The organism is Marivita sp., assembly GCF_017643905.1.
Taxonomy (GTDB): domain Bacteria; phylum Pseudomonadota; class Alphaproteobacteria; order Rhodobacterales; family Rhodobacteraceae; genus Marivita.
The window spans coordinates 1-22,813 of the sequence record NZ_JAEPMO010000003.1; the positions used below are offsets into that span (position 1 = coordinate 1).

18 protein-coding genes are annotated in these 22,813 nt (G+C 61.4%); 7 read left to right on the forward strand and 11 right to left on the reverse strand.

The window, feature by feature from the left end; all coding sequences use genetic code 11:
* The first annotated feature begins 163 nt into the window (after nucleotides 1–163).
* The 7 genes from JJ869_RS00740 to JJ869_RS00770 all read left to right on the forward strand — a co-directional run bounded on the left by JJ869_RS00740 (nucleotide 164) and on the right by JJ869_RS00770 (nucleotide 12,313).
* On the forward strand, nucleotides 164–1,804 hold the full coding sequence (locus JJ869_RS00740; protein ID WP_292264022.1) for a hypothetical protein: 1,641 nt from the start codon (nucleotides 164–166) through the stop codon (nucleotides 1,802–1,804).
* A gap of 27 nt (nucleotides 1,805–1,831) precedes the next feature.
* Entirely contained in the window at nucleotides 1,832–2,950 is a 1,119-nt protein-coding gene (locus tag JJ869_RS00745) for a phosphatase PAP2 family protein (protein WP_292264024.1), read from the forward strand.
* Between the two features lie 3 nt (nucleotides 2,951–2,953).
* Entirely contained in the window at nucleotides 2,954–5,020 is a 2,067-nt protein-coding gene (locus JJ869_RS00750) for a S8 family serine peptidase (RefSeq protein ID WP_292264026.1), read from the forward strand.
* Between the two features lie 123 nt (nucleotides 5,021–5,143).
* Nucleotides 5,144–6,925, forward strand: a complete 1,782-nt coding sequence (locus tag JJ869_RS00755) for a heme peroxidase family protein (protein ID WP_292264028.1) — start codon at nucleotides 5,144–5,146, stop codon at nucleotides 6,923–6,925.
* Nucleotides 6,926–6,991: 66 nt separating this feature from the next.
* Entirely contained in the window at nucleotides 6,992–9,529 is a 2,538-nt protein-coding gene (locus JJ869_RS00760; protein WP_292264030.1) for an alpha/beta fold hydrolase, read from the forward strand.
* Between the two features lie 101 nt (nucleotides 9,530–9,630).
* A complete protein-coding gene (locus JJ869_RS00765; RefSeq protein WP_292264032.1) occupies nucleotides 9,631–11,217 on the forward strand; it encodes a trypsin-like peptidase domain-containing protein in 1,587 nt (528 codons plus the stop codon).
* 58 nt (nucleotides 11,218–11,275) lie between these two features.
* The gene (locus JJ869_RS00770; protein ID WP_292264034.1) at nucleotides 11,276–12,313 is read left to right on the forward strand and encodes an MvdC/MvdD family ATP grasp protein; all 1,038 of its coding nucleotides are present in this window, start codon (nucleotides 11,276–11,278) and stop codon (nucleotides 12,311–12,313) included.
* Here the strand turns inward: JJ869_RS00770 and JJ869_RS00775 are convergent.
* The 11 genes from JJ869_RS00775 to JJ869_RS00825 all read right to left on the reverse strand — a co-directional run bounded on the left by JJ869_RS00775 (nucleotide 12,282) and on the right by JJ869_RS00825 (nucleotide 22,745).
* On the reverse strand, nucleotides 12,282–13,157 hold the full coding sequence (locus JJ869_RS00775) for an ABC transporter permease (RefSeq protein WP_292264036.1): 876 nt from the start codon (nucleotides 13,155–13,157) through the stop codon (nucleotides 12,282–12,284). The genes JJ869_RS00770 and JJ869_RS00775 overlap by 32 nt on opposite strands.
* Nucleotides 13,154–14,224 (reverse strand): ABC transporter permease, encoded by a 1,071-nt coding sequence (locus tag JJ869_RS00780; protein ID WP_292264038.1) that lies wholly within the window; start codon nucleotides 14,222–14,224, stop codon nucleotides 13,154–13,156. The genes JJ869_RS00775 and JJ869_RS00780 overlap by 4 nt, the downstream gene beginning before the upstream one ends.
* Nucleotides 14,221–15,720: an ABC transporter ATP-binding protein gene (locus tag JJ869_RS00785; RefSeq protein WP_292264040.1), complete on the reverse strand. Its 1,500-nt coding sequence runs from the start codon at nucleotides 15,718–15,720 to the stop codon at nucleotides 14,221–14,223. Before JJ869_RS00785 ends, JJ869_RS00780 begins: the two co-directional genes overlap by 4 nt.
* On the reverse strand, nucleotides 15,717–16,811 hold the full coding sequence (locus tag JJ869_RS00790; RefSeq protein ID WP_292264042.1) for a BMP family ABC transporter substrate-binding protein: 1,095 nt from the start codon (nucleotides 16,809–16,811) through the stop codon (nucleotides 15,717–15,719). The genes JJ869_RS00785 and JJ869_RS00790 overlap by 4 nt, the downstream gene beginning before the upstream one ends.
* Nucleotides 16,804–18,201, reverse strand: coding sequence for an amidohydrolase (locus JJ869_RS00795; protein ID WP_292264044.1), 1,398 nt, complete (start codon nucleotides 18,199–18,201; stop codon nucleotides 16,804–16,806). Before JJ869_RS00795 ends, JJ869_RS00790 begins: the two co-directional genes overlap by 8 nt.
* Nucleotides 18,198–18,812: a glutathione S-transferase N-terminal domain-containing protein gene (locus tag JJ869_RS00800; protein WP_292264046.1), complete on the reverse strand. Its 615-nt coding sequence runs from the start codon at nucleotides 18,810–18,812 to the stop codon at nucleotides 18,198–18,200. Before JJ869_RS00800 ends, JJ869_RS00795 begins: the two co-directional genes overlap by 4 nt.
* On the reverse strand, nucleotides 18,809–19,645 hold the full coding sequence (locus JJ869_RS00805; RefSeq protein ID WP_292264048.1) for an aromatic ring-hydroxylating dioxygenase subunit alpha: 837 nt from the start codon (nucleotides 19,643–19,645) through the stop codon (nucleotides 18,809–18,811). The genes JJ869_RS00800 and JJ869_RS00805 overlap by 4 nt, the downstream gene beginning before the upstream one ends.
* Complete coding sequence (locus JJ869_RS00810; protein WP_292264050.1) at nucleotides 19,642–20,244, reverse strand: Rieske (2Fe-2S) protein; 603 nt, start codon at nucleotides 20,242–20,244, stop codon at nucleotides 19,642–19,644. The genes JJ869_RS00805 and JJ869_RS00810 overlap by 4 nt, the downstream gene beginning before the upstream one ends.
* 138 nt (nucleotides 20,245–20,382) lie before the next feature.
* Nucleotides 20,383–20,634, reverse strand: coding sequence for a hypothetical protein (locus JJ869_RS00815; protein WP_292264052.1), 252 nt, complete (start codon nucleotides 20,632–20,634; stop codon nucleotides 20,383–20,385).
* 21 nt (nucleotides 20,635–20,655) lie between these two features.
* Nucleotides 20,656–21,582 (reverse strand): acetamidase/formamidase family protein, encoded by a 927-nt coding sequence (locus JJ869_RS00820; RefSeq protein WP_292264054.1) that lies wholly within the window; start codon nucleotides 21,580–21,582, stop codon nucleotides 20,656–20,658.
* The gene (locus JJ869_RS00825) at nucleotides 21,579–22,745 is read right to left on the reverse strand and encodes a M20 aminoacylase family protein (protein WP_292264056.1); all 1,167 of its coding nucleotides are present in this window, start codon (nucleotides 22,743–22,745) and stop codon (nucleotides 21,579–21,581) included. The genes JJ869_RS00820 and JJ869_RS00825 overlap by 4 nt, the downstream gene beginning before the upstream one ends.
* Between the last annotated feature and the right edge of the window lie 68 nt (nucleotides 22,746–22,813).

Sequence of the window (22,813 nt, forward strand, 5' to 3'; positions counted from 1 at the left end):
TCGACCCGCAAAATCGATGATGGTAGCGTCGTCCATGATGGTGGTGCTCCTTTGGATGGTGGCTTGTGTCGCAACAACAAACCAACCAGATGCACCGCCGTCATTCAAACCGCCCAGACACCAGATTCAGCCATAACTCTCCCATATGACGGGAGAGGCTAAGGTGGCCGCAGGGCTTGAGATTTCCTTATTCGGATCGTGTGTGCTGCGGCACGCTGATGCGCCTGCGCAGGAAATCACGGGTGCCAAGCATCGTGCGTTCTTTGCCTTGTTGGTGACGGCCCCGCTCAATCGCCGCTCGCGCAGCTTTCTGCAGGAAACGCTCTGGGGATTTGCCGATTACGAAAGCGGCCATCAGAACCTGCGCCGTGCCCTGTCCGACCTTCGCAAGATCCTGGGTGACGATTTCGACAGAATTCTGACCGTCACGAACAAGGAAATCGAAATCGACATGTCCCTTGTCAAGGTGATCGGCCATCCCTCGGACGGCCCGTTCCTTGACGATCTGAATGTCCGCGAGCCTTCGTTCCTTGCGTGGCGTGACAGCATCCGGGCGGATCCCAGTTCTGTGAAGGCCCTGTGCTTCATCTCGAACAAGCGCGGGCCAACGCGGATCAGGCCGCGTGTCTGTGCATTGCCACTGACCGTACCGCCGGGCGATGCAGAGCTTGCCATCGCGGGCGACTGGATCGCCGAAGAGACCAGCCGCATGATGTCGCGCTCAAGCCTTCTGTCGGTCATTTCACATCTGTCCGGACGGGCAATGTCGCAGCGCTTTATCGACATCGTGAACCTGCGCGAAACGCTTGACGTGGATTACCTGCTGACGGGCAGCATGCGGCGACAGGGCGACACGCTGATTGCGGATCTTGATTTCACAGATGTGTGCAGCGGCACGCTGCTGTGGAACAGGCACCTGTCCTGCCCAATGGCGCATTTCTCGCAAGAAGCTTCGGGATGGTTGGTCAACGTGGTGCAATCGGTCGGGCGTGCCATCGCGGAAACGACCCTGCACGCGGGATGCCAAACCCCGCTTCCCGAACTGCCGAACCATAAGCTGCTGATCGCCGGAGCAACGGCCATGCATCACCCCAAGCTGGGGGATTTCCTGCGCGCCCGGCAATTCCTGGACGAAGCGGCCGCCCGCGCGCCAGCCAACCCGCATGTCTTTGCGTGGCTGGGCAAATGGTACGTTCTCAGCATCTTCAAGAATTACAGCACCGACCGTCAGGGCGACACGCAAAAGGCGCTGGACTGCACCGCTCGGGCGCTGGATCTTGATCCCCAGTCAAGCTTCGGCCTGACCATCGACGGGTTCGTCAACGGCAATATCCTCAAGAACATGGATGTCGCCGAGCGCCGCTACAGCGCCGCGCAGGACATCAACCCAAGTGAAAGCCTGTCCTGGCTGTTGCGCGGGTCGCTGATGGCCTTCCGGGACGAAGGCCAATCCGCCATTCGCGCCACAACGACGGCGCGCGACCTGTCACCGATTGATCCATTCGGTTACTATTTCGACAGTCTGGCAAGCTCTGCTCATCTGGCAGGTGGCGACTATCAAAAAGCACTCGAACTTGCCGACCGGTCACTTGAATCGAATGATCGGCATATTTCAACACTGAGAACGCGGATTGCGGCGCTCCATGCGCTGGATCGCGGAGCCGAGGCGCGCGAGACCGCGCAAGATTTACTGCGGCGGTTCCCGTATTTCAGTCTCGACGATTATCGCAAGACACACCCGTCCGCTGACAGCAAAACCGGGAAGCTGGTGATTTCGGCTTTGGCAGAGGCGGGACTTTCTTAAGGCAATTTCAAACAAGGGATACATCTCATGGCACAATATGGTGGATTTGGCGGGTTCGGCGGCTTTGGTGGCTTCGGCGGATTTGGTGGGTTCGGAGGCTTTGGCGGCTTCGGGGGTGGAACGAACTTCACGGGACTGGGCGGCTTTCTGGGAAGCGAAGACCCCGGCGGCTACGACCCCATGACAACCCACGGTCTTCAGACCACAGCCGAAGGTTTGCGGCACCTGACCGAAGACGGCACAACGCCGACCGACAAAGAACTGGGGTTTTCTGATCCAAATAATCTTAACGGCTTGGCCACATGGGTGCGCGGATCGCTCTATGTCAGCGAATACCTCGCGGGCATCGGGTCGAATGCAATGGTCGGCGCCGGCGGCGCACCCGACCGCGTGGCACTGTCTTTTGACGGCACGACCTTTCTGACGCTCGACCGCCCTGCGACCACCCTGTTGCGGTCGCAATGCCGTCTGGTGTCGGACTACGCCACACTGCGCGCAGAACGCACCGCCGAGATCACATCGCAGCTTGGCTTTCCAACCGCCTATTTCGCGATGATGCTTGGTCTGCACAGCGCCCAGAACAAGAAGACCTTTGAGTTGATCACGGCCACGCAAGTGGCGGCAGCGCACACCGCGATGATCGTGAAAAACCACCTCGCCATCCGCCGCCCCGATCAACTCGACGCACGACTGATGCCGATGATCCCGACACCGGGCCATGGCAGCTTCCCGTCGGCCCATGCGACCGAGGCCTATGCCGTGCTGACCGTGCTTGAAGCCTTGGTGACCGCTTGGGACAGCCTTTCGGACGGCGAGCAGCGCATCAAGGCGCTGCGCGGTCTGGCGGAACGCATTGCGGTCAACCGGACCGTCGCGGGTGTGCATTATCCCATCGACAGCTGGGCAGGTGCTGCGCTTGGCCGGATCGTTGGTCAGGTTGTGCTGAACCGCGCAGGTGCGGGCGCGCCGGTTGCGGAACTGGCCTACAGCGCGGGCGATCACGACTTTTTCGATGAAGACCAGCGCGATCCTGCTATCGCAGCGACGAAAGGGCTGACCGCGACTGGGGCCTCTGCAACGCTCACGGCCAAGCCTGCGTTTTCGTGGCTCTGGTCCGGGGCCGTGGCCGAAGCGCAGAAGGTCTGAGCCATGTTCCCGCACCGACATGATGACGACCGGATCGACAAGTATACCGGTCCCTATGAACGCTGGATCTTCTCCGAAGACCTCGGACGCCCCTTCGCGTTCCCGTCCATTCGCAAAGGTCCGTCGAGCCACATCACCGCGCTGATGGAAGGTGAGGGTATGCTTGCAAGCACGGATGACGTCGAAATCCGCGTTCCGCCGCTCTGGAAGGACAATCCTGACGTCACGCCCTTTGCCATGTGGAACAAGGCGCTGACCCCGGACGCCGACCCGGCGCAGGACGACGCCGAACTGGCGCGCTGCCTGCATGCGCTGAACGGGACGCGCTACAGGCTCAACATGCCGATTGATCCTGTAACCTGGCCCGCAACCTACGACCCAAACGCCACGCCAGAAGGCTGGCAAAAGCCCAAGGTCAAACCCCGCGTCATCATCGGTGTGATCGATGACGGTATTCCATTCCTGCACCGCGCCTTCCGCGACGCGGCGGGCGACACGCGGATCAACCTGTGTTGGCTGCAGGCCGCGCGGGCGGATACATCAGCCGCCGTTCCTTTCGGCTGCGAAATCACCGGCACCCGGATCGACCAGTTGCGCACGCAGTTTGGCGATCAGGAGATCCGCGCCTACAAGGCGGCCCATGCCATCGACGCCGATCTGCCTGAAGTGGACACCGTGCTCATGCACCACGCCACCCATGGCGCACATATCGCCGGGATTGCCGCTGGGAATGACCCATACGTGGGTGCCACAGACCTGCCCGACGATGCAGCCGTGATCGCCGTACAACTGCCCAACACCATCGCCTGGGACACGTCAGGCTTTGGCAAGGAAATGATGATGCTCAGCGCGATTGAGTACATCTTCAACCGCGCCCGCATGATCGCGCAGGCGTACACCTGCCCGGAGATTCCGCTGGTGATCAATTTCAGCTACGGCTGGAGCGCCAATCGCCATGACGGGCAATCAAGTTTCGAACGCGCGGTCGAAGCTCTGATCACGGATCGGCGCAAGGTTCAGCCCTGCACGGAACTGGTCATGCCGACGGGCAACAACTTTGCCAATGACATGCATGCACGGTTTGCGCACCGGGATGTGGAGGACGGCGCGGTCAGTTTTGGCTGGCAGCTCAAGCCCGACGACCGCACGTCGAGCTATCTGGAAATCTGGCTGCCACCGGATCGCGATCCGCAGGGCTGGACAGTCACCGTGACCCCGCCAGCCGGATATCCGCCGGAGTTGCAGCAAAGCATCTCGGTCAAGGCTGATCCCCTGCTCAAAGACGGTGATCCCCGTCAGTTCGTTGAACTCGAAATCGGCGGCAAGAACATCGGTCAGCTGTCTGCAGACAAACATCAGGGCAACCGCTGGCGCGTGATGCTGGCGATGATCCCGACCGCCGGGAACCTTGGTGTTGGACGGCGCACGCCAGTGGGGCTGTGGACGGTCAGGATCGACACGGGGTCCGACCCGCTTGGCACAGGTGAACATATTGACGTCTGGGTACAGCGTGACGACGATCCGACGCAGTTGGGCACCGGCGGCCAGCAAAGCTATCTGGTCGACCTCTCCCACCCAACACCGCCTCATGTGTTCGAACCACCAGCCCTGACCCCGGTCCGTGGGTTTGGCTGCCTTAATGGCATCGGCACTGCGCCGTCTGTGTTCCGCATCGCGGGCTACATGGAAACCACGCTCAAACCTTCAGGTTACAGCGGCAGCGCGTCGATAAAGGTCGACGCACAGGGTGGCGCAGTTGTCGATGCCAATCTACCCGCCGCGACAGCCACGGCGGATCAAGGTTGGTTCAGACCCGGCTTGCCCTCGATCGGTGTGCTGTCTGGATCGGGTGCACGGATCATAGGCACCAGTGCGGCCGCGGCCACGGCAACGCGGTTGATCGCGCTGAACTTCATCGCAGGTCACCCCGCGCGGCAGGGCTTTACAGAGCTGTATCCCGGCATCACGCCAGACGCCAGGACCCTCGCCAGAACAGGGCCTTACAGGGTGCCTCCCGTCTGCGGCACCGCACCGAAACACCCACAGGAGCAGCCGTTCATCGGGGTGTGAAAAACGCGTTCACAGCGTCCTCACTCACCTTACGTCAACCATCTCTTTACCCTTTGGATCGTGTCGAGCGGCTGCTGCCCCTGCCGCGCACGATCCTTCGGAGTAAAGACGATGACGTTCCAAATGCAATCACACGGTGGGGCGCAGGCGAAACGCGCACTCACCGAAAAACCCCAACTGCTTGAGGCACTGCGCCCCGCCGACGGTGAAATCGCCGTGGACGAAGCCGCCGATTTCGGCTTTCTGCTGCCTCCCGGTGGCGACGCCAGCCAATACCTGCCCGCCGTACCGGACGCCGATCTCGACCAACTGGGCGACCTCATGGTGCCCGATGTCGATACTGTAGATGCCACGCCTGATGGCGCATTGGCACCGGTCCTGACCTATTGGGGGCAGTTCCTTGATCACGAACTGACCGCCCGCACCGACCGCGAAAGCGATCTGACCGGCATTGACGACCCGACACCCAAGGCAACGGGCGAAGAGATCGAACGTCAACTCAAGAACGCGCGCACGCCGCGCTTTGACCTCGACTCGGTCTATGGCGGGCTGCCTGTCGGCACGTTTTCAGACCCATCCATTCAACATGCAGCGTCCGTCCTGCGCACCGGCCTGCGCCACCCGATCCACACCGCCAAGATGCGCGTCGGGACAGCGGTCGAACCCGGCCCCCTGCCCGACGACACGCTGGATCCGCACCGCGACCTGCCGCGCTTTCACCAGGTCGAGCAAAAGGTCCGAGATGCCGCGCTCGACATTGCCCGCGCACAGATGAGCGACGACGCATTTGCCAAGTTCGAAGCCGGATTGCAAAAGCGTGCGCTGATCGGCGACATGCGCAACGACGAAAACATCATCATCGCGCAATTCCATCTGAGCTTTCTGCGGTTTCACAACAAGGTGGTGGATTTCCTGACCCAGAACGACACTGGTTGGATTGCCGATTTCGACGCGGCCAAATCCCTGACCAAGCTGCATTACCAGTGGCTGGTCGTGCATGGCTATCTCAAGGACATCTGCGACCCAGCGGTCGTGAGCCGCATCCTCGACACTCGCAATGCGCATTACGACGCCTTCCGCGCCGATTATGCCGCGCGCAATCCGGGGCGTGTCGTGGGCAACGTGATCCCACTGGAATTCTCGGTCGCGGCGTTCCGGTTCGGCCATTCGATGGTCCGCAATATCTACGACTACAACCGTACGTTTGGCCGCCCCAACGGTACGGCCCCCTTTGATCAGATCTTCGCCTTCACTGGTGGCGGCGGGATCGGGGCGCGGTTCGGGTTGAACCTGAACAACATCCCCAAGAACTGGGTCATCGACTGGGCGCGGTTCGTAACACCCGATGCCAGCTTTGCCGATGGCGGCCCGCAGCGCGTGGCGCGCGCGGTAGATACCGTGATCGCGCCGCCCTTGGGCGATATGGCGAACGAAGGCGGAGATTTCGACACAGGCACGCCAGACGGGGCTGCGTTGCGTGCCCTCTTCCGGAACCTTGCCCGCCGCAATCTGCGTCGTGGTAAGAGCCTGCGCCTGCCAACCGGCCAAGCCTTGCACGCCCATCTAAAAAGCATCGGCGCGGTCACCAGCGATCCGCAGACGGATGTCCGGGCATGGCTCGACAACAAGCCCGAGCTTACAGCCTTCCTCGACGGTCACGCCTTCAACAGCGCCACCCCGCTTTGGTTCTACTGCCTTGCTGAAGCCGAGGGCACAGCTGGCCCCGGCCTCGGTGAGATGGGCAGCTGGATCGTCGCCGCCACCTTCATCGGGGCACTGATGGACGATGCGGACTCGGCACTGTCACGGGAATTCTCGCCCGAACAAAGCCCTTTGCGCACTCCCGATGGCGACCCGATCGACACGATCGAACGCTGGATGCGCTTTGCGGCGGTCCTCGCCTGACCGCCCCGGCCGGTCCTTTCCTCCCGGGGACCGGCCACCCTTTCCCCTTTGCGACAGGAGCACATCATGCTGCCTTTTGACGACTTTCAGGTTGAGACCTTTCTGCGCACCGGCAAACACGAGGCAACCCTGCGCGCCGAATTCGGAGATGCGCTCTACGATGACCTGTCGCATCTCGCGCAGGATGCCGTACGCGAAGCACCGCTGTTCGAGGCCCGTCGTCGAAAGGTTTTCATTCTTCCCGGCATCATGGGATCGCGGCTCAGTGCGATCCGCAACGGACAGGCTGATCTGGTCTGGATCGACCCCACCGATCTTGCCGCCGGGGGCATTGCCAAGCTGAAATGGGGCGCGACGGTCGCCGCCACGGGAACTGTCCTCGCCCCATATCTGCGGATGAAACTGCGCCTGACGCTGGCGGGTTTTGACACCGAATTCATGCCATTCGACTGGCGGCAATCATCTGCTGTCGCCGGAAAGATGCTGATCGACCGGATCCGCAATCGCGGCCTCACCGACGTGTCGCTGGTCTGCCATTCGATGGGTGGTCTGGTTGCCCGGCAGATGGCGGCAGAGGACGTGGACGGGTCCCTGATCTCGCGCGTTGTGACCATCGGCACACCAAACAACGGTTCCTATGCGCCGGTGCAGGTGTTTGACCTCAGCCACGACATGCTTGGCCCATTGGGCTTTGCCGATCTGACCAATGACCGCAAGACGATTGTCGACAAGTTTCTGCGCGGCTTTCCCGGTTTGGTCGAGATGATGCCTTCGCCGGACAAGCGCCCGGAAGAGACCTTTTTCGCGCGCGGTTTCTGGCCCAACGGCGCGATACCCCCAACCGCCAATGCCCTGCGTGCCGCCAGACTGGGACGCGACGACCTGCCCGAACCCGATACTCGGTTTCACCAGATCATCGGCACGGGCGAAGACACCGTGATCAGCGCGGCCAAGACCGCGGGTGGTTTTACTTATCACCGGTCGTTTGACGGCGACGGAACCGTGCCGCGCGATCTGGCGGAAATGGGCGATGTCGCCCGGTACTATACCGAAGGCGCGCATGGTTGGCTGTGCAACCGCTCTGACGTGATTGCGGGCACGATCGATCTGATTGGAACGGGTGCGACCCATGCGCTGGACAGCACGCCACGTCTTCGCACAGTCGAGGCTGCGATGCCGGATGTGACCAGCGCGGATCTGCGGCTAGAGACCCTGTCGGCGCTGCCCCCCCTGCGCGAAACCGATTTCGCAGGATCGTTCCTGTCGGCGCGCGCCGATATCGAACAGCCAGCAGGCGCGATCATCTCGGACGCGCCCGCGACCGATCAAAGCGCCTATCCTCGGGCCGTTGTCGATGCGGCAAGCCTGCGCTGGAAAGCATCGGATGCAGAGCGCAAGTCGGTGCTCCAGTCGCAGCATGAAGCACGGCCGCTCAGCGCGGAAACCCCGGAACGGATCGACGCCTACACCCGCCGTCTGCTTACTATGGTGGACGCAGCCAGCGCCAATGGACAGGGCCGCAAGCTCAGCCGCGAGCTTGAGACCGCGCTGGAGGGTCTGGAAACCAAAACACCCGGCGTTCGGACTCCGACCGGAGCAACTGCAGCGATCCTCGAACGGGTGATCGGCGAGGCCGAAGAATTCCTGTCGGTCATGTTCATCAAACGCGCCCTTGTGGCTGCAAAAGCGGTTGGACGGATCGTGTCCACTTCGACCGGCCAAGGGTTTGGCACCGGCTTCCTGATTGCACCGGGCGTTCTGATGACCAACCACCATGTTCTGCAAAACAATCATGCGGCAAGCCGCGCGTCCGTGCAGTTCCGCTACGAGTTGGAGATCGACAGCCGCCAGACCACTAGCCACTGCTTCACACTGGAACCCCAACGCCTTTTCCATGCCAACGAACGTCTCGACATGGCCATCGTTGCCGTGGCACCGGTGAGCGAGGATGGCGTCAGCCTTGAGGATTTCGGGCATCTGCCGCTGATCGGTGTCGAGGGCAAGATCCGCAAGGGTCAGCCCGTCAACATCATCCAGCACCCGTTGGCGGGCCGGAAACAGGTCGTGTTCCGCGAAAGCCTGCTCACCGCCCTGCCCCCCGACAACGACCATGTGGCGCATTACACCGGCGACACACAGCCCGGCTCGTCCGGCGCGCCTGTGTTCAGCGATCTCTGGGAGGTGGTGGCGCTTCACCACTCGGGCGTGCCCGACCAGACCGAGTCCGGACATTACGTGACCGTGGATGGCGGCATCTGGAACCCGTCTGCCGATCCCGAGATGAAAACCGTCAAGTGGATCGCGAACGAAGGCATCCGCGTGTCGCGCCTTGTGGCGCATCTGAAGACCGTTGCGGACCGCATGTCCCGCGACGGCACGGCGGGCGCAGAACTGGTCGAAGAGGTGCTCGCCGTGGGCCGTGATGCGGTTCACAGCGGCGGCTTCAAAATGCCGTCCTCTGGCACCAATGAACGTGCGCCTGCCTCCCCCGCGCGGGACACGAGACCTGCACCGACGACCCAGGTGGCGGGCATCACCATTCCGCTGCGTTTCGACATTTCCATCGGAGTTCCAGACCACCCCCCTTTTTCAACCTCGTCCTAGGGGCGGCGCCTCTGGCTGGCACGCGACCGGGCCAGGTTGGTTCGCTTCGGATCAACGAACCGGTCGCAATTTCAGACCTTATTTCAACAAGGAATTCAGACATGGCTAAATCAAAGAAAGAGGGCGTCGGCCACGTGCAGGACAGCCCAAATGATCCGGTATTCGTTCCGAACCTCGGTGACATCGAAATCCTCAAAAAGAAGATGACCGAAGAGTCTCTCACGCCGGATCGGCTTGAATATGGCGACATCCGCGAAACGATATGCGGCACCACCGACGACAGCCAGCCGGTGGAGCAATATGACGGCAGCCTTGGCGTCACCCGCGCCTTTGTCGACACCCATCAGGGGCCGGTCGGCGTGCTGCGCTGGCACACCAATCTTGCCAGCGTCTACACCAATCCGGGCAATGTCGCGGGGCAGCGGTGGTGCACCGGTACGCTGATCACCGAGAACCTGTTCCTGACGGCAGGCCATTGCTTTGACCAGACCGGCGGCGGTTGGAACCGGCCGCGTATCAACGGCACCAACAACATCATCTCGTCACAGGAAATCGCCACACGGATGAATGTGGAGTTCAATTTCCAGGTCGACAGCAATGGCGTCCTGCAAAGCCCGGTGTCCTTTGCCGTGGAAGAGCTGATTGAATACCGTCTTGATGGTCTCGACTTTGCCATCGTCCGTCTGTCCGGCAATCCCGGCCAGCAGTTCGGCGTCACCCGCCTTGCCGAAGACGATGGCAACCAGGGCGATATGATCTGCATCATCGGCCACCCCGCCGGGCAACCCAAGCGGATCGAAGCGGGGCCCATCACCAGCTTCGAGGACTTCCGCGTTCGGTATAACGACATCGACACGCTGGGGGGCAATTCCGGGTCCGGCATCCTGCGCGCCAGCGATGGCTGCATCGTCGGCATCCACACCAATGGCGGCTGCAACGCGGCGATGACTGGGTCGAACTTTGGTGTGCGGATCACGCGCGTTCGTGCAGCGTCTCCGACCATTCAGGCGATCGGGGCGCATACCAACACGATCCGCGATATCCTGACCAACACAGTCGCGGATCGGCTCACCACCGTGCAATCAGATCGCCTGACCACTATCCGCGATGATCAGATCCATTCGCTGCCGCACCTCGACCGTCCGCCGACGAATGTCATTCTGGACAAACGCCCGACCAGCATCCTCGACGACCGGGGTCCCACCAACGTCCTGCGCGATTTGCGTCCGACGTCGATCATTGACGACCGGGTGCCCACCAGCGTTGTTCTGGACCGGGGGCCGACGAGCATCCTTGATGATCGCGGGCCGACCAATGTGCTGATGGACCAAGGCACCAACATCATCGCTGATCGCGGCACCAGCGCCATTCTGGACCAAGGCACAGACCCCATCGGCGACCGCAAGGTCAGCGGTCTCGACAAGCAGTTCTCGGACCGCATCCCGGATCGGTTTGGCGGCTTGCGCGGTGGGCGCCTGGGCGAAGCAGGGGCGATGCCATTCGTCATGGCAACGCCACATCACGCATCGGGAGCGATGGCGGGTCTCCAGCAGACCTATACCGGCGATGCCGAGGCGCAGCAGATCGAAGAGCTTGTCGTCTATTACGAGGAGCTGTCAGCGATGGCAGAACAGATCCTGACCGAGATGGCCGAGATCGAAGCGCTGTTCGACGATCCCCAAAACTGATCGCCTCAGGAAAGGGCCTTCGCGGCCCTTTCCAACGCCCCTTAACCGGAGATTTCCCATGATCCTCATTCTTTCCAGTGACGACGATGTTCATGCCCGCCACGTGATGCAGCACATCGCCGAAAGCGGTCACACCGCCACTCTGCTCAACCTTGCCGATTTCCCCAAGGACGCGCACCTGATCTTCGAAGCGGGTCAGTCTTCGTCCCGCCGTTTGATGCAGTATCGGGGCCGGACGATTGATCTGTCGAAGGTGTCCTCTGTCTGGTGGCGCCGACCGCAGCCTTACGGCATGCACCCGGACGTGACCGATCCCGTGCTCGATCATTTCGCCATTCGCGAGGTGGACGAGGCGATCCAGGGGCTGTGGCTATCGCTTGATGCGAAGTGGATCAATGTGCCAAGCCGCGATCAGGATGCCAGCCGGAAGGCGTGGCAGCTTGATGTGGCGCGCTCGGTTGGCCTGACCGTACCGCGCACGCTCATCACCACCGATCCCGACGCCGCCCGCGCGTTCATCGACCGCGAAGGCGTGGACCGGACCATCTACAAACCCTTCCAGGGCAGCGAGGATGCCTGGCGCGAGACGCGGCTTCTGAAGGCGGAAGAGTTGGACAAGATCGACGCCGTCAAATACGCGCCGGTGATTTTTCAGGAATACATTGAGGCCACCTGCGACCTGCGTGTGACCGTTGTGGGCGACAAGATTTTCGCCGCAGCCATCGACAGCCAGAAGGCAGCCTATCGCGTCGATTTCCGGATGGACATGAATGTGGCGATCACACCCACCACGCTGGCCCCGGAAACCGAGGCGGGCATCCGAAAGCTGATGCAAGCGCTCGACCTTACCTATGGCGCGATCGACTTCCGTCGCCGCCCGAACGGCGAGGAGGTGTTCCTCGAAATCAACCCCGCCGGGCAATGGCTGTTCGTCGAAGACCAGACTGGCCAACCGATCAGCAAGGCTGTTGCCGACTGCCTGATTGAACGCGCAGACTTGAAACGGGTCCCGACGCTCACTGACCCAATCATGGGTCGGGTCATTCGCGCGCCATTACCTACGTTCAGATCAGACCAGACCGTCGCCGCGAGATAACCACAAGCATCAGGATGGTGACCAGATACGGCAAGCTCGACAGCACTTGCGAGGGCAGACCCACTCCCATCGCCTGGGCTGTCAGCTCGCCCAAAGACAGGATACCGAAAAGCAGTGCGCCAAAGGCCACTCGCCCAGTCTGCCACGTTCCGAAGACCACCAGCGCCAGAGCGATCCAGCCCCGCCCGGCGATCATGCCATCGGCCCAAAGTGGTGTGTAAACCGTTGACGCATACGCCCCTGCAATACCGCACATGGCACCGCCAAAGGCGACGGCAACCAGACGGATCATCATCACCGGATAGCCGATGGACCGCGCCGCATCAGCGTTTTCGCCTACCGCTGCGATAATCAGGCCCAGCTTTGTCCGGTTCAGGACCCACCAGAGCGCAACTGTTCCCGCGATGGCCAGCCACACGACGATGTCTTGTGTCAACAGAGTTGGCCCTATGACGGGGATGTCTGACAGAACCGGAATGTCAATCTTTGGCAGCCCTTTGATGGTGAGGCTTTCATAGGTCTTCCCGAACAGCGCAGACAGACCCAAGCCCAGAACGCCGATCGCCAACCCAGCCGCCACTTCGTTGGCGCGCGCGCCGATCACGAGAAAGGCAAACAGCATGGCAATCACCGTGCTCACCAGTGCCGCAGCCAGAAATCCGACCACATGCGACCCGGTATGATAGACGCAGATAAAGGCAATCGCCGCGCCAATGGCCATCATCCCCTCAAGCCCGAGGTTCAGAAGCCCGGTCTTTTCGACAACCATCTCGCCCAATGCCGCCAGCAGCAGCGGCAGCGATGCGGCCAGTGTTCCCGCCAGCAGAAACTCCAGCCCGCTCATGCCGGCACCTTGCGGTCGATCTCGATCCGGAAGCGGATCAGGGTGAAGGTCAGCAGGTAGAAGAAGAGGAGCAATCCCTGAAACACCTCGACCGCCGCGACGGGCAGGCCGGCGGAGACGGTCGCGCTGTCGCCGCCGATATAGATCACTGAAATCAGAAAACTCGATGCGATGATCCCCAGCGGGTTCAGCCCGCCCACATAGGCGACGATGATCGCCGCATAGCCGTAGCCTGACGTGACCGAGCGCTGGAGTTGACCCAGCGGCCCGGCGACCTCGCTCGCACCGGCGATGCCCGCCGCGAGACCACCCAGTCCCAGCCCCAGCCAGACCATCTTCGGCGCGGAAAACCCGGCATAAAGCGCGGCGCGCGGTGCAAGGCCCGCCGTGCGCAACTGGTAACCCCGGAAGTGGTGCTGCATCATCAGGTAAGCAAAAACGCTCGCCAGCAGCGCAAAGAGCAGCGAAATGTTAGTGCGTGTCCCGTCGAACAGGATCGGCAGCATCGCATTGTCGGGGAACATCACCGTCTGCGGGAAATTGAACCCGCGCGGGTCTTTCCACGGCCCCAGCAGCAGGTAGTTCAGGATCTGCACCGCGATCAGTGCCATCATCAGCGTGACAAGGATCTCGGACGCCCCAAAGCGCGTGCGCAAAGCGGCTGCGATCAAAGCGTAAACCGTGCCCCCCAACGCGCCGAACGCGATCATTGCAGGCAGCATCATCGGAAAATCGCCGTCCGGAAAATAGACCGGCAAGGATGAGGCACACAGAGCGCCGACGATGAACTGGCCTTCCGCCCCGATGTTGAACACGTTGGCGCGAAACCCGATGGCCAGACCTTGGGCGATCAGCAACAAAGGCGCCATCTTCAGAAGGACTTCGGAAAAACTGTACCAACTCAGAAACGGCTTGAGCAGCAGAGCATGAAGCGCCGCACCTGCCGGTTTGCCAAGGGCTGCAAAAAGGACAAGGCTTGCGAGACAGGTGAGCACGAGCGCAAGCACGGGCGCGGTGAACATCGCAAGGCGCGAGGCGGAGTCGCGGCGGATCAATCGGAGTTTCACGTTTCAGCCCCAATCATGTAACGACCAATCTCTTGCGGTGTGGTCTCGGCCGCGTCCAGGGCGGGCGACAGATGCCCTTTATGAAGCACATGGAGCTTGCTGCAGATCTCGAACAATTCGTCCATTTCCTCGGAAAACACGAGGATCGCGCAGCCCTGATCGCGCATGTCGAGAAGACGGCGGCGGATCGCGGTCGCGGCCCCGATGTCGACGCCCCATGTTGGCTGTGACACGAGCATCACATCGGGGTTCAGCATGATTTCGCGCCCGAGGATGAACTTCTGCAAATTCCCACCCGACATTGCGCCAGCCTCGGCGTCAGGTCCCGGCGTGCGCACGTCAAAGGCTTGGATACATTCTCGTGTAAACGCGCGTTCAGCGGCCCGCTTGATGAACCCGCGCGACAGCATGTTGCGGCTATGCGCCGTCAGAAGGCTGTTGTCGGCCAAGGACATCTCGGGCACCGCCCCGCGCCCTAACCGTTCTTCGGGGACAAAGGCAAAGCCCAGCTTGCGCCGCGCCATCGGGCCAAGGTGCCCGACCTTCTTGCCCATGATTTCGATCATGCCGGGTTCATGTGCACGGGTTTCGCCCGAGATGAGCGCAGCCAGTTCCTGCTGCCCATTGCCGGAAATGCCCGCGATGCCGATAATCTCACCGCTGCGCAGCTTGAGGTCGATGCCGTCCAGCGCGGTGCCAAACCTGCTGGCACGCGGATGGCTCAGCGCATTGAGACGCAGCCGTTCCTCCCCCGGCGGGCGTGGTGCTGCATGGGCGACATTCGGCATCTCGCGCCCGATCATCAGCTGCGCCAGCGACCGCGCATCATGTTCGCGAGGATCGACGCGACCCGTCACCTCCCCACCGCGCAGAACGCTGGCGGTGTCGCACAGCTCCCGGATCTCATCCAGCTTGTGCGAGATGAACAGGATCGCCATGCCCTCGGCCTGTAACTTGCGCAGGGTCTCAAACAGGCGGCGCACGCTTTGCGGCGGCAAGACCGAGGTTGGCTCGTCGAGGATCAAAAGCTTGGGGTTGAGCAGCAGACAGCGAATGATCTCGACCCGCTGGCGTTCGCCTACCGACAGCCGATGCACCATCGCGTGCGGATCGACGGACAGCCCGAACTGGTCGCCCAAACCGGTGATCTTCTGCGCCAATTCGGCCGGTTTGCCGGGGATCATCAGCGACACGTTCTGCACGACGCTCAACGTCTCGAAGAGCGAGAAATGCTGAAACACCATTCCGATGCCCAGCGCTTGCGCGTCCGATGGTCGGGCAAGATGAACCTCTTGCCCGTTCCAGTAAATATGGCCCGAATCCGGCTGTTCGACCCCGTAGATGAGCTTCATCAGGGTAGATTTTCCTGCCCCGTTTTCGCCTAACACGGCATGGATCGACCCCGAATGAACCTCGAGGTCGATATGATGATTGGCCTGAACCGTGCCGTAGCGCTTGGAGACCTTTGAAAGCCTCAGCAGCGCAGGCTGGCTCACGACGGCAGCGGCGTGGTGACGCCAGCCACATGCCAGTCCATGCTGATGATCTCGTCATCCGTCATGGCAACGCCGTCCGCAACACGCTCCGCACCAGCTTGATCGGTGAGCGGGCCTTTGAAGACGACAAAGTCTCCGGTGGCGATTTCGGCCTGCTTGGCTTCGATCTGCGCAATCATGTCAGCCGGGATGTCCGGGTTCCAGTCGGCGGTAAAGACCACGTCGTCTTCCATGCCCAGCCAGTAATTCGCTCCGGGGAAATTGCCTGCGACATGACCATCGACCAGACGCTTGAAGTGCGGGCCCCAATCGGTGCCGACGACGCCAAGATATTTGCTCGGCGCGTATTTCTTCATCGAGGAGTTGAGGTTGTACGCATAGACCCCGGCCTCTTCCGCGACGGCGATCACGGACGGTGTGTCCTGCGCGTTCGAGAAGAGGATGTCGACATCCTGCGAAATCAACGCCTTGGCCGCTTCCTGTTCCGACGCGGGGTCGAACCAGCTGTTCACCCAAACGACGCTCATGGTGATTTCGGGATCGACCGACAGCGCGCCCAGCATGAAGGCGTTGATCGAGGTGATCAGTTCCGGGATCGCAAACGCGCCAACGCAGCCGATCTTCCTGGTTTTGGTCAGCGATGCGGCCGCCATCCCCATCAGGTACGTGCCCTGCCAGTATTTGGCGGTGAAGGGGGCAAAGTTCGGCTCGACCATAAAGCCCGAGGCGTGGATGATCGACACATCGCGGTTGCGCTTGGCGATCTGAATACCGCCGTTCTGATAGCCGAACGAGCCGAGCAGCAGAACGGTGTTGCCTTCGGACACAAGCCCGTTGGCGATACGGTCCGCATCCGGGCCTTCCATGATGTTTTCAAGCACCGTCACTTCAAGCTTGTCGCCATAGGCTTCCTTGACGGTGTTCACACCCTCCATCAGCGTGTGCGACCAGCCCACATCGGCCACAGGCGAGGGCAGCACGACGCCCATCTTCAGAACGTCTTGCGCAGAGGCGCGCATCGGCAGCGCAAGTGCGGTTGTGGCGGCAAGCGTGCCTTTCAGAAAACTGCGGCGTTTGAGTGTATCAGACATGGTTATCCCCGTTGGTTGTGTTTGGCAGAATGGTGTGAAGTGTCTCTTCGGCGGCTGCGAACAGCGCGCCTTCGTCGATCCCCGGAAATTCGCCTTTGTGCCAGACGATGCGGCCGTTGATCATGGTGAGGTCCGTGGGCGCGCCGACGCCGACCTTCGCCAAAAGGCTGATCGGGTCGTGGCGTGTGCCGACGAAATCAAGCTTGCGCGTGTCCATGGCGAACAGATCTGCCGCCATGCCGGGGCGCAGCGCGCCGATGTCATTGCGACCCAGAAGCGACGCACCACCTTCGGTCGCATAGTGCAGGAACCGTCCGGGCACGGGCACGCCATCCTGTCGGGTCGAGGCGACAAGGCATTGCAGCATGTATCCGGAATGGATGCAGTGCATCAGGTTGGAATTGTCGTTCGACGCCGCCCCGTCGCAACCGAGCCCGACGCGAACCCCCAGCGCATCCATGGCCGGAACGTCGGTAACTTCGGCCCCGACCAGATAGACCGGCTCCGGGCAATGCGAGACACCCGTGCCCGACGCCGCCAGCTTGGCCAGTTCTGAACGGGTCAGTTCCCAGCCATGGGCATAGAACACGTCCGGACCGGCAAAGCCGAGTTCAGCGCAGTAATCCACGGTCCGCATCCCGTGGACCTGTTCGATCACCGGGCTTTCGCCCTCGCCAACATGGCTGTGCAGGATCACGCCCTTGTCGCGGGCCAGCGCCACGGATTGCTCGAATGTCTCGCGGTAGCAGTTGACCGGTTGGCAGGGCGCAACCGCCACTTGCCGCATCGAAAGCGGAGTGGGATCATGGAACGCGTCGATGGCGCGTTCGCAGGCCGAGATGAATTCATCGGTGGACTCCAGCATTTCGTCCGGGATCGTGCTGCCCTCGGACTTGGGCAGCGTGTTGCCCCCGCGACCCGCGTGAAACCGCACGCCCAGAAGCTCAGCCGCCTCGAACTGCCGGTCGATGATGTGCGATCCGGCATGCCGCGGGAAGCAGTACTGGTGGTCAAACGCGGTGGTGCAGCCGTGTTTGATGAGCTCGGCCATGGCGACGACGGAGCTGTGGTAGAAACAGTCCTCTGTCAGGCGCGAGAAGATCGGATAGATGCGATCAAGCCATTCGATCACTGAATAGCGCGTCCAGTCCAGTTCGGCCCGGTTGCGCACGAAGCATTGGAAGAAATGGTGATGCGTGTTGACGAGGCCAGGATAGATGAAGTGGCCGGTGGCATCGATGATTTCGGTACCCTCGGGCGCGCGCCGCGTCAGGTCGAGACCAATCGCGGTGATCGCGCCGTTCTCGCAAAGGATGTCGCAGTGCCGCAGGACCGGATCGCTGGCCGAGGTGACAATCGCCTCGCAGTTCTTGAGAAGGATTGCGGTCATGCCGGGTGCGCCAGTTCATGCAAACGGTGGATGCCAGGCATTTCGATGAACCCCGGCAGGGATCGGATGGCGCGCATCCAAAGGCGTATGGATGGATACGGATCGAGAGTCACACCTCCATCCGGGGCGAGCGCGGTGTTCGGGAAACAAGCAATGTCCGCGATGGTTGGATTGGAACCGGTGAGGAAGATCAAGCCATCAAAGCGTTGTTCCGTCAGGTGTGCCTCAAGCTTGCGCAGCGCGGAGACACCCGCCGCGCGGGCTTTGTCGATATCAGCTTCGTATCCAATCACGTCATGCAGACGGGCAAGACCAAGGCTGTCGTTGAGGTCAGACGCGAAGGCCAACCAGCGGTCATCATCGGTATTCTGCCATTCCGGATGATCCGCTGTCAGGCGCCTCAGGATATCGGCGCTGTCGGTCAGAACCGTGTCGCGGTCTTGCAGGATCGGCAGCGTACCCTTCGGGTTCAACGCCAGCATCTCTGGCGACTTGTGTTCGCGGCCCGGGTGAAAGTTCACCGCCCGTAGTGTTAGCGGCGTGCCGAGCAGCGCCGCCATCAGACGGACCTTGTAGCAACTGGCGCTCAGGACGTAGTCATAAAGGATCATGCAGCCACCAACTGTGCGCCGTAGGTGTAGCCGATTTTCTTGAGCCAACGGCGATAGGCGACCGAGGTCATGTCAGCCTGTGTCGGCACCTCCATCCCCGGATCGAGCGGCAGTTTACGGGGCAGCTGGTTCTCCAGGATCGACCTGTCCTGCATGAAGATCAATTGCTGGAAGCTGACCATCTCGGACATGGTGGACTCGTCGTCATAAAGCGCCATCCACGGCCACACCTCGCACCATTCTTCGGTCAGAGGTTGGACAAAGAGCGTGATGACATCCCATTCGCCTGGACGCGGTGGGCAGGTTTTGTAAAGCACCGAACAGGTCGGTGCGGGCACGCGGTACATGTATTCCGTGGTGATCCCGCCCGCAGCGGATTTTGCGGCCTGCGGTTGGTAGAACTTCACCTTGGTTGCCCAGACCTCGTCCACCTCTTCGCGGATCTTCACGTCGTAGCGATCCACTTCCGTGTGTGGCTCGGCGCCCAGAATGTCGGTGTGCACAAACGGGAAATGCGCGATGTCGAGGAAGTTCTCGACCGCCCGGAGCGGCGAGCATTTGACCTTGACCGATCCCACATCCACCAAACGGCGTCCGGGGCTGTCGGCCTCGGGGATGGTGAAGAGGTCACGATTGGGTTGGCCTGGGCTTGTCCAGAGATGGCCGAACCGTTCCACCGTGGGTAGCTCAGCCCCGGACGCGTCGAGAACCCAGCAGGTGCCATCTTCGCGTCCCAAAGAGATTTTTTTACCAAGCAGTAAAGTTTCGCGCGGCGCGTCGATGCCCGAAATCATCGCGACGGGATACCAGTGATTGTCGATGGCCGCGTTCATGACGGCACCCCTTCCAGAGTTGCGCGCAGGTCTTCGAGCCAGCGCGACACGACCTTGCGATCTGCGTCGGGCGCGGCAAGCGCGTGAACCATACAGGTGCGATCCGTACACGGCTGCACGGCAAGCAACGCTTCATGGTCGGAGACAACGGCAATTGTTGTAAAGCTATGGGCCCCGAAATGCGCGGCAAGGTCGGGTGCCGAGAGGCTGATCTGCAGGGAGCGGATCGGCACCCGACCGCCAAGCACTGGCAGCGGCATGTCGGTTCCCGCCAAAGACACCCAGATCACCCCACCCGCTTCGGCACAGGCATAGGTGGGCACACAGATCGTGTCTGGCGGTGTCAGCTTGGGATGCGCTGGGATGTACTCGCAGGACCCGGCCTCGTTGTATTGCCAGCCGTGATAGATACAGGCAAGCGTGTCGCCCCGCACAAACCCGTGCGACAGGCGCATGCCCCGATGCGGACAACGGTCGGACCATGCGTGATAACGGCCCGAGGGCGTACACCAGAGCGCAAGTTCAGTGTCGCTGATGCGGCTGGGGATGACCATGCCCGGAGGGACATCCTCCTTCAAACCTACAGCAACCCAGTCCATATTCTCTCCGCCGAATTCGGGCCGAGTAAGACAGACCAGAATTCCACGATCAATACGGCGGCGTCACAGCACCGGTCGAAAACGGAAAAAACTGCCCGATTATTGCACTTGTCGATGAAATTGTGATCGCAACTTACTTCAGGCGCACGTGTCGGTTGTGAGGGTCACCGTATCAACCAGCACGCTTTCGGGTCCAAGACTCACTCCAAGTGCCAGCGCTTGCAGCATTTCTTCTGCGCCACTTGCCGTGACTTCAAGTCCTGCCGGCACCTGTTCCGTCGTGACCCGGACCAGACCCAACTTTCGGGCATGGCGGGCAATCCACCGGGGAAAATCCGCGCTGTGCACGTCGCCGGTCAACAGAATGCGCGCGTTGGTTTGGACAGACATGCAGTGTGCCTCGATCAGGGTTCAGTCAATATGGGATTTCGCCATCATCATGTGCACACCCTTTTCGCGGTTCACCGTCTGCGTGATCCGCAGATCCCCTGCCAAAGAACACAGCATATAAGCCTCGGCCCGGCTGATTCCGGCACGTTTCGACACCACATCGATCATGCGCCGCAACGCGATCTCGACACAAACATCCAGATCGGGATGCATCCCCATGGTGATGACATGCGTGGGCGTCTCGGCTTCGGGATAGGTGATGTCCAGATCGCGGCGCACGGTCAGGCGGAACCGCCCCTGCAGCGCGGTCTCGATCGCGGTCACGCAGACTTCGCCATCACCCTGCGCGCCATGTCCATCGCCGCAGGAGAACAGCGCGCCTTCTGTATGGATCGGCAGGTAAAGTGTGGTGCCCGCCACCAGTTCCTTGTTGTCGAGATTGCCGCCATGGGCACGCGGTTCGATGGTCGAGATGCGCCCCCAAGCCCGAGGCGGAGCAACGGCCATCACCCCAAAGAACGGCGCAAGGGGCAGCTGTAACCCCCAAGGCATGGTGGCTTCATTCTTGTCCCGATCCAGTGGGATGATGACCTTGCGGGTTTCGTCGAAATCTTGCGGCAATGTGCCTACCAATGGGCGGATGACGTTGTAGCCCCAGTCCTGCCGAAACCCAACATCAAGAATATCGACCTGAAGCACATCGCCGGGCATCGCGCCATCGACCGCCACTGGCCCTGTCAGGATGTGACCGGGCACCTTGGGGATGCCGGTTTCGTGAATCGCCAGAAGCTCGGGCGGGATGTGGAACCCGCTCTTTGGCAAGACATCTGGTCCGCCGGAGACGGAATTCATCGTCACCTCGGCCCCGCTGGCAACAGTCGCGACTGCATCAAGTGTCGCGTCGAAATAGCCCCAGTGGCATGTCTTGGGTCCAGCCTCGATGATCATGCGAGAAGCCTCTGTTCAGCCAATGTCACCCAGTAGGAGCACCCCGTCGGGATGACCTCGTCGTTGAAGTCATATTCAGGGTGATGCAGGCCCGGCCCCGGCCCGATCCCAAGCTGGATATAGGCACCGGGACAGGCTTGCAGCATGTAAGCGAAATCCTCGCCCCCAGTGGTGCGCGGCGCGTCCGGGATACAAGTCCCTGCCACGCCTTCCGCGGCGCGGATACAATGTTCGGTTTCCACGTCATGATTGACCATGACCGGATAAGGCTCTTCGTCAAATCCCAACTCGGCGGTGGCGCCGTAACTTTGTGCAGTCAGTTCCGCGATGGCCCTGATCCGTTCGAGCGTCTTGGCCCGCACATCCATGTCAAAGCTGCGGACTGTGCCACGCAGGACCGCGTGTTCCGGGATCACGTTGAACGCCTCGGATTCCGTGCGGAACGAGGTGACCGAGACCACGACCGCCTGCTGAGGATCGGTGTTGCGCGACACCACGGATTGCAAAGCCATTACTATGGCGGATGCGGCAAGTGTCGTGTCCACCGTGTTGTTGGGACGAGCGGCATGTCCACCCTTGCCGCGCACATTGATGTGGAAGCTGTCGACCGCAGCGTAGAACGCGCCGGGGCGGATTGCGAAGGTGCCCAGCGGCAGGAGCGGTGAATTGTGCAACCCGTAGATTTCCGAAATCCCGAACTTTTCGATCAACCCGTCCTGCACCATTGCCTCGGCTCCGGCCCCGCCCTCTTCGGCGGGCTGGAACACGACGGCGACTGTACCGTCGAAATTGCGGGTCTCGGCCAGATACTGCGCTGCCCCGAGCAGCATCGCGGTGTGCCCGTCATGGCCGCAGGCGTGCATCTTGCCCGGAGTTTTCGATGCATGCGCTGCCCCTGTCGCCTCGAAGATCGGCAGTGCATCCATATCAGCCCGAAGGGCGATGGTCTTGCCCGACCGGTTTGTCTTGCCCTGTATCAGCGCCACCACACCGGTGCGCCCGATACCTTCCACCACGCTGTCACATCCGAACGCGCGCAGCTTGTCCGCAACGATCCCGGCGGTGCGCGGAAGGTCATACTGCAGTTCGGGATGCTCGTGCAAATCCCGGCGCCATGCGGTGATCTCGGGGTGCAATTCGGCAAAACGATTGCGGATGGGCATGGTATCTCCCGTGTCTGATTTGGGTGGATGCCTGCATCAGACCCGATAAGTGAGGGAGTGGCAAACGG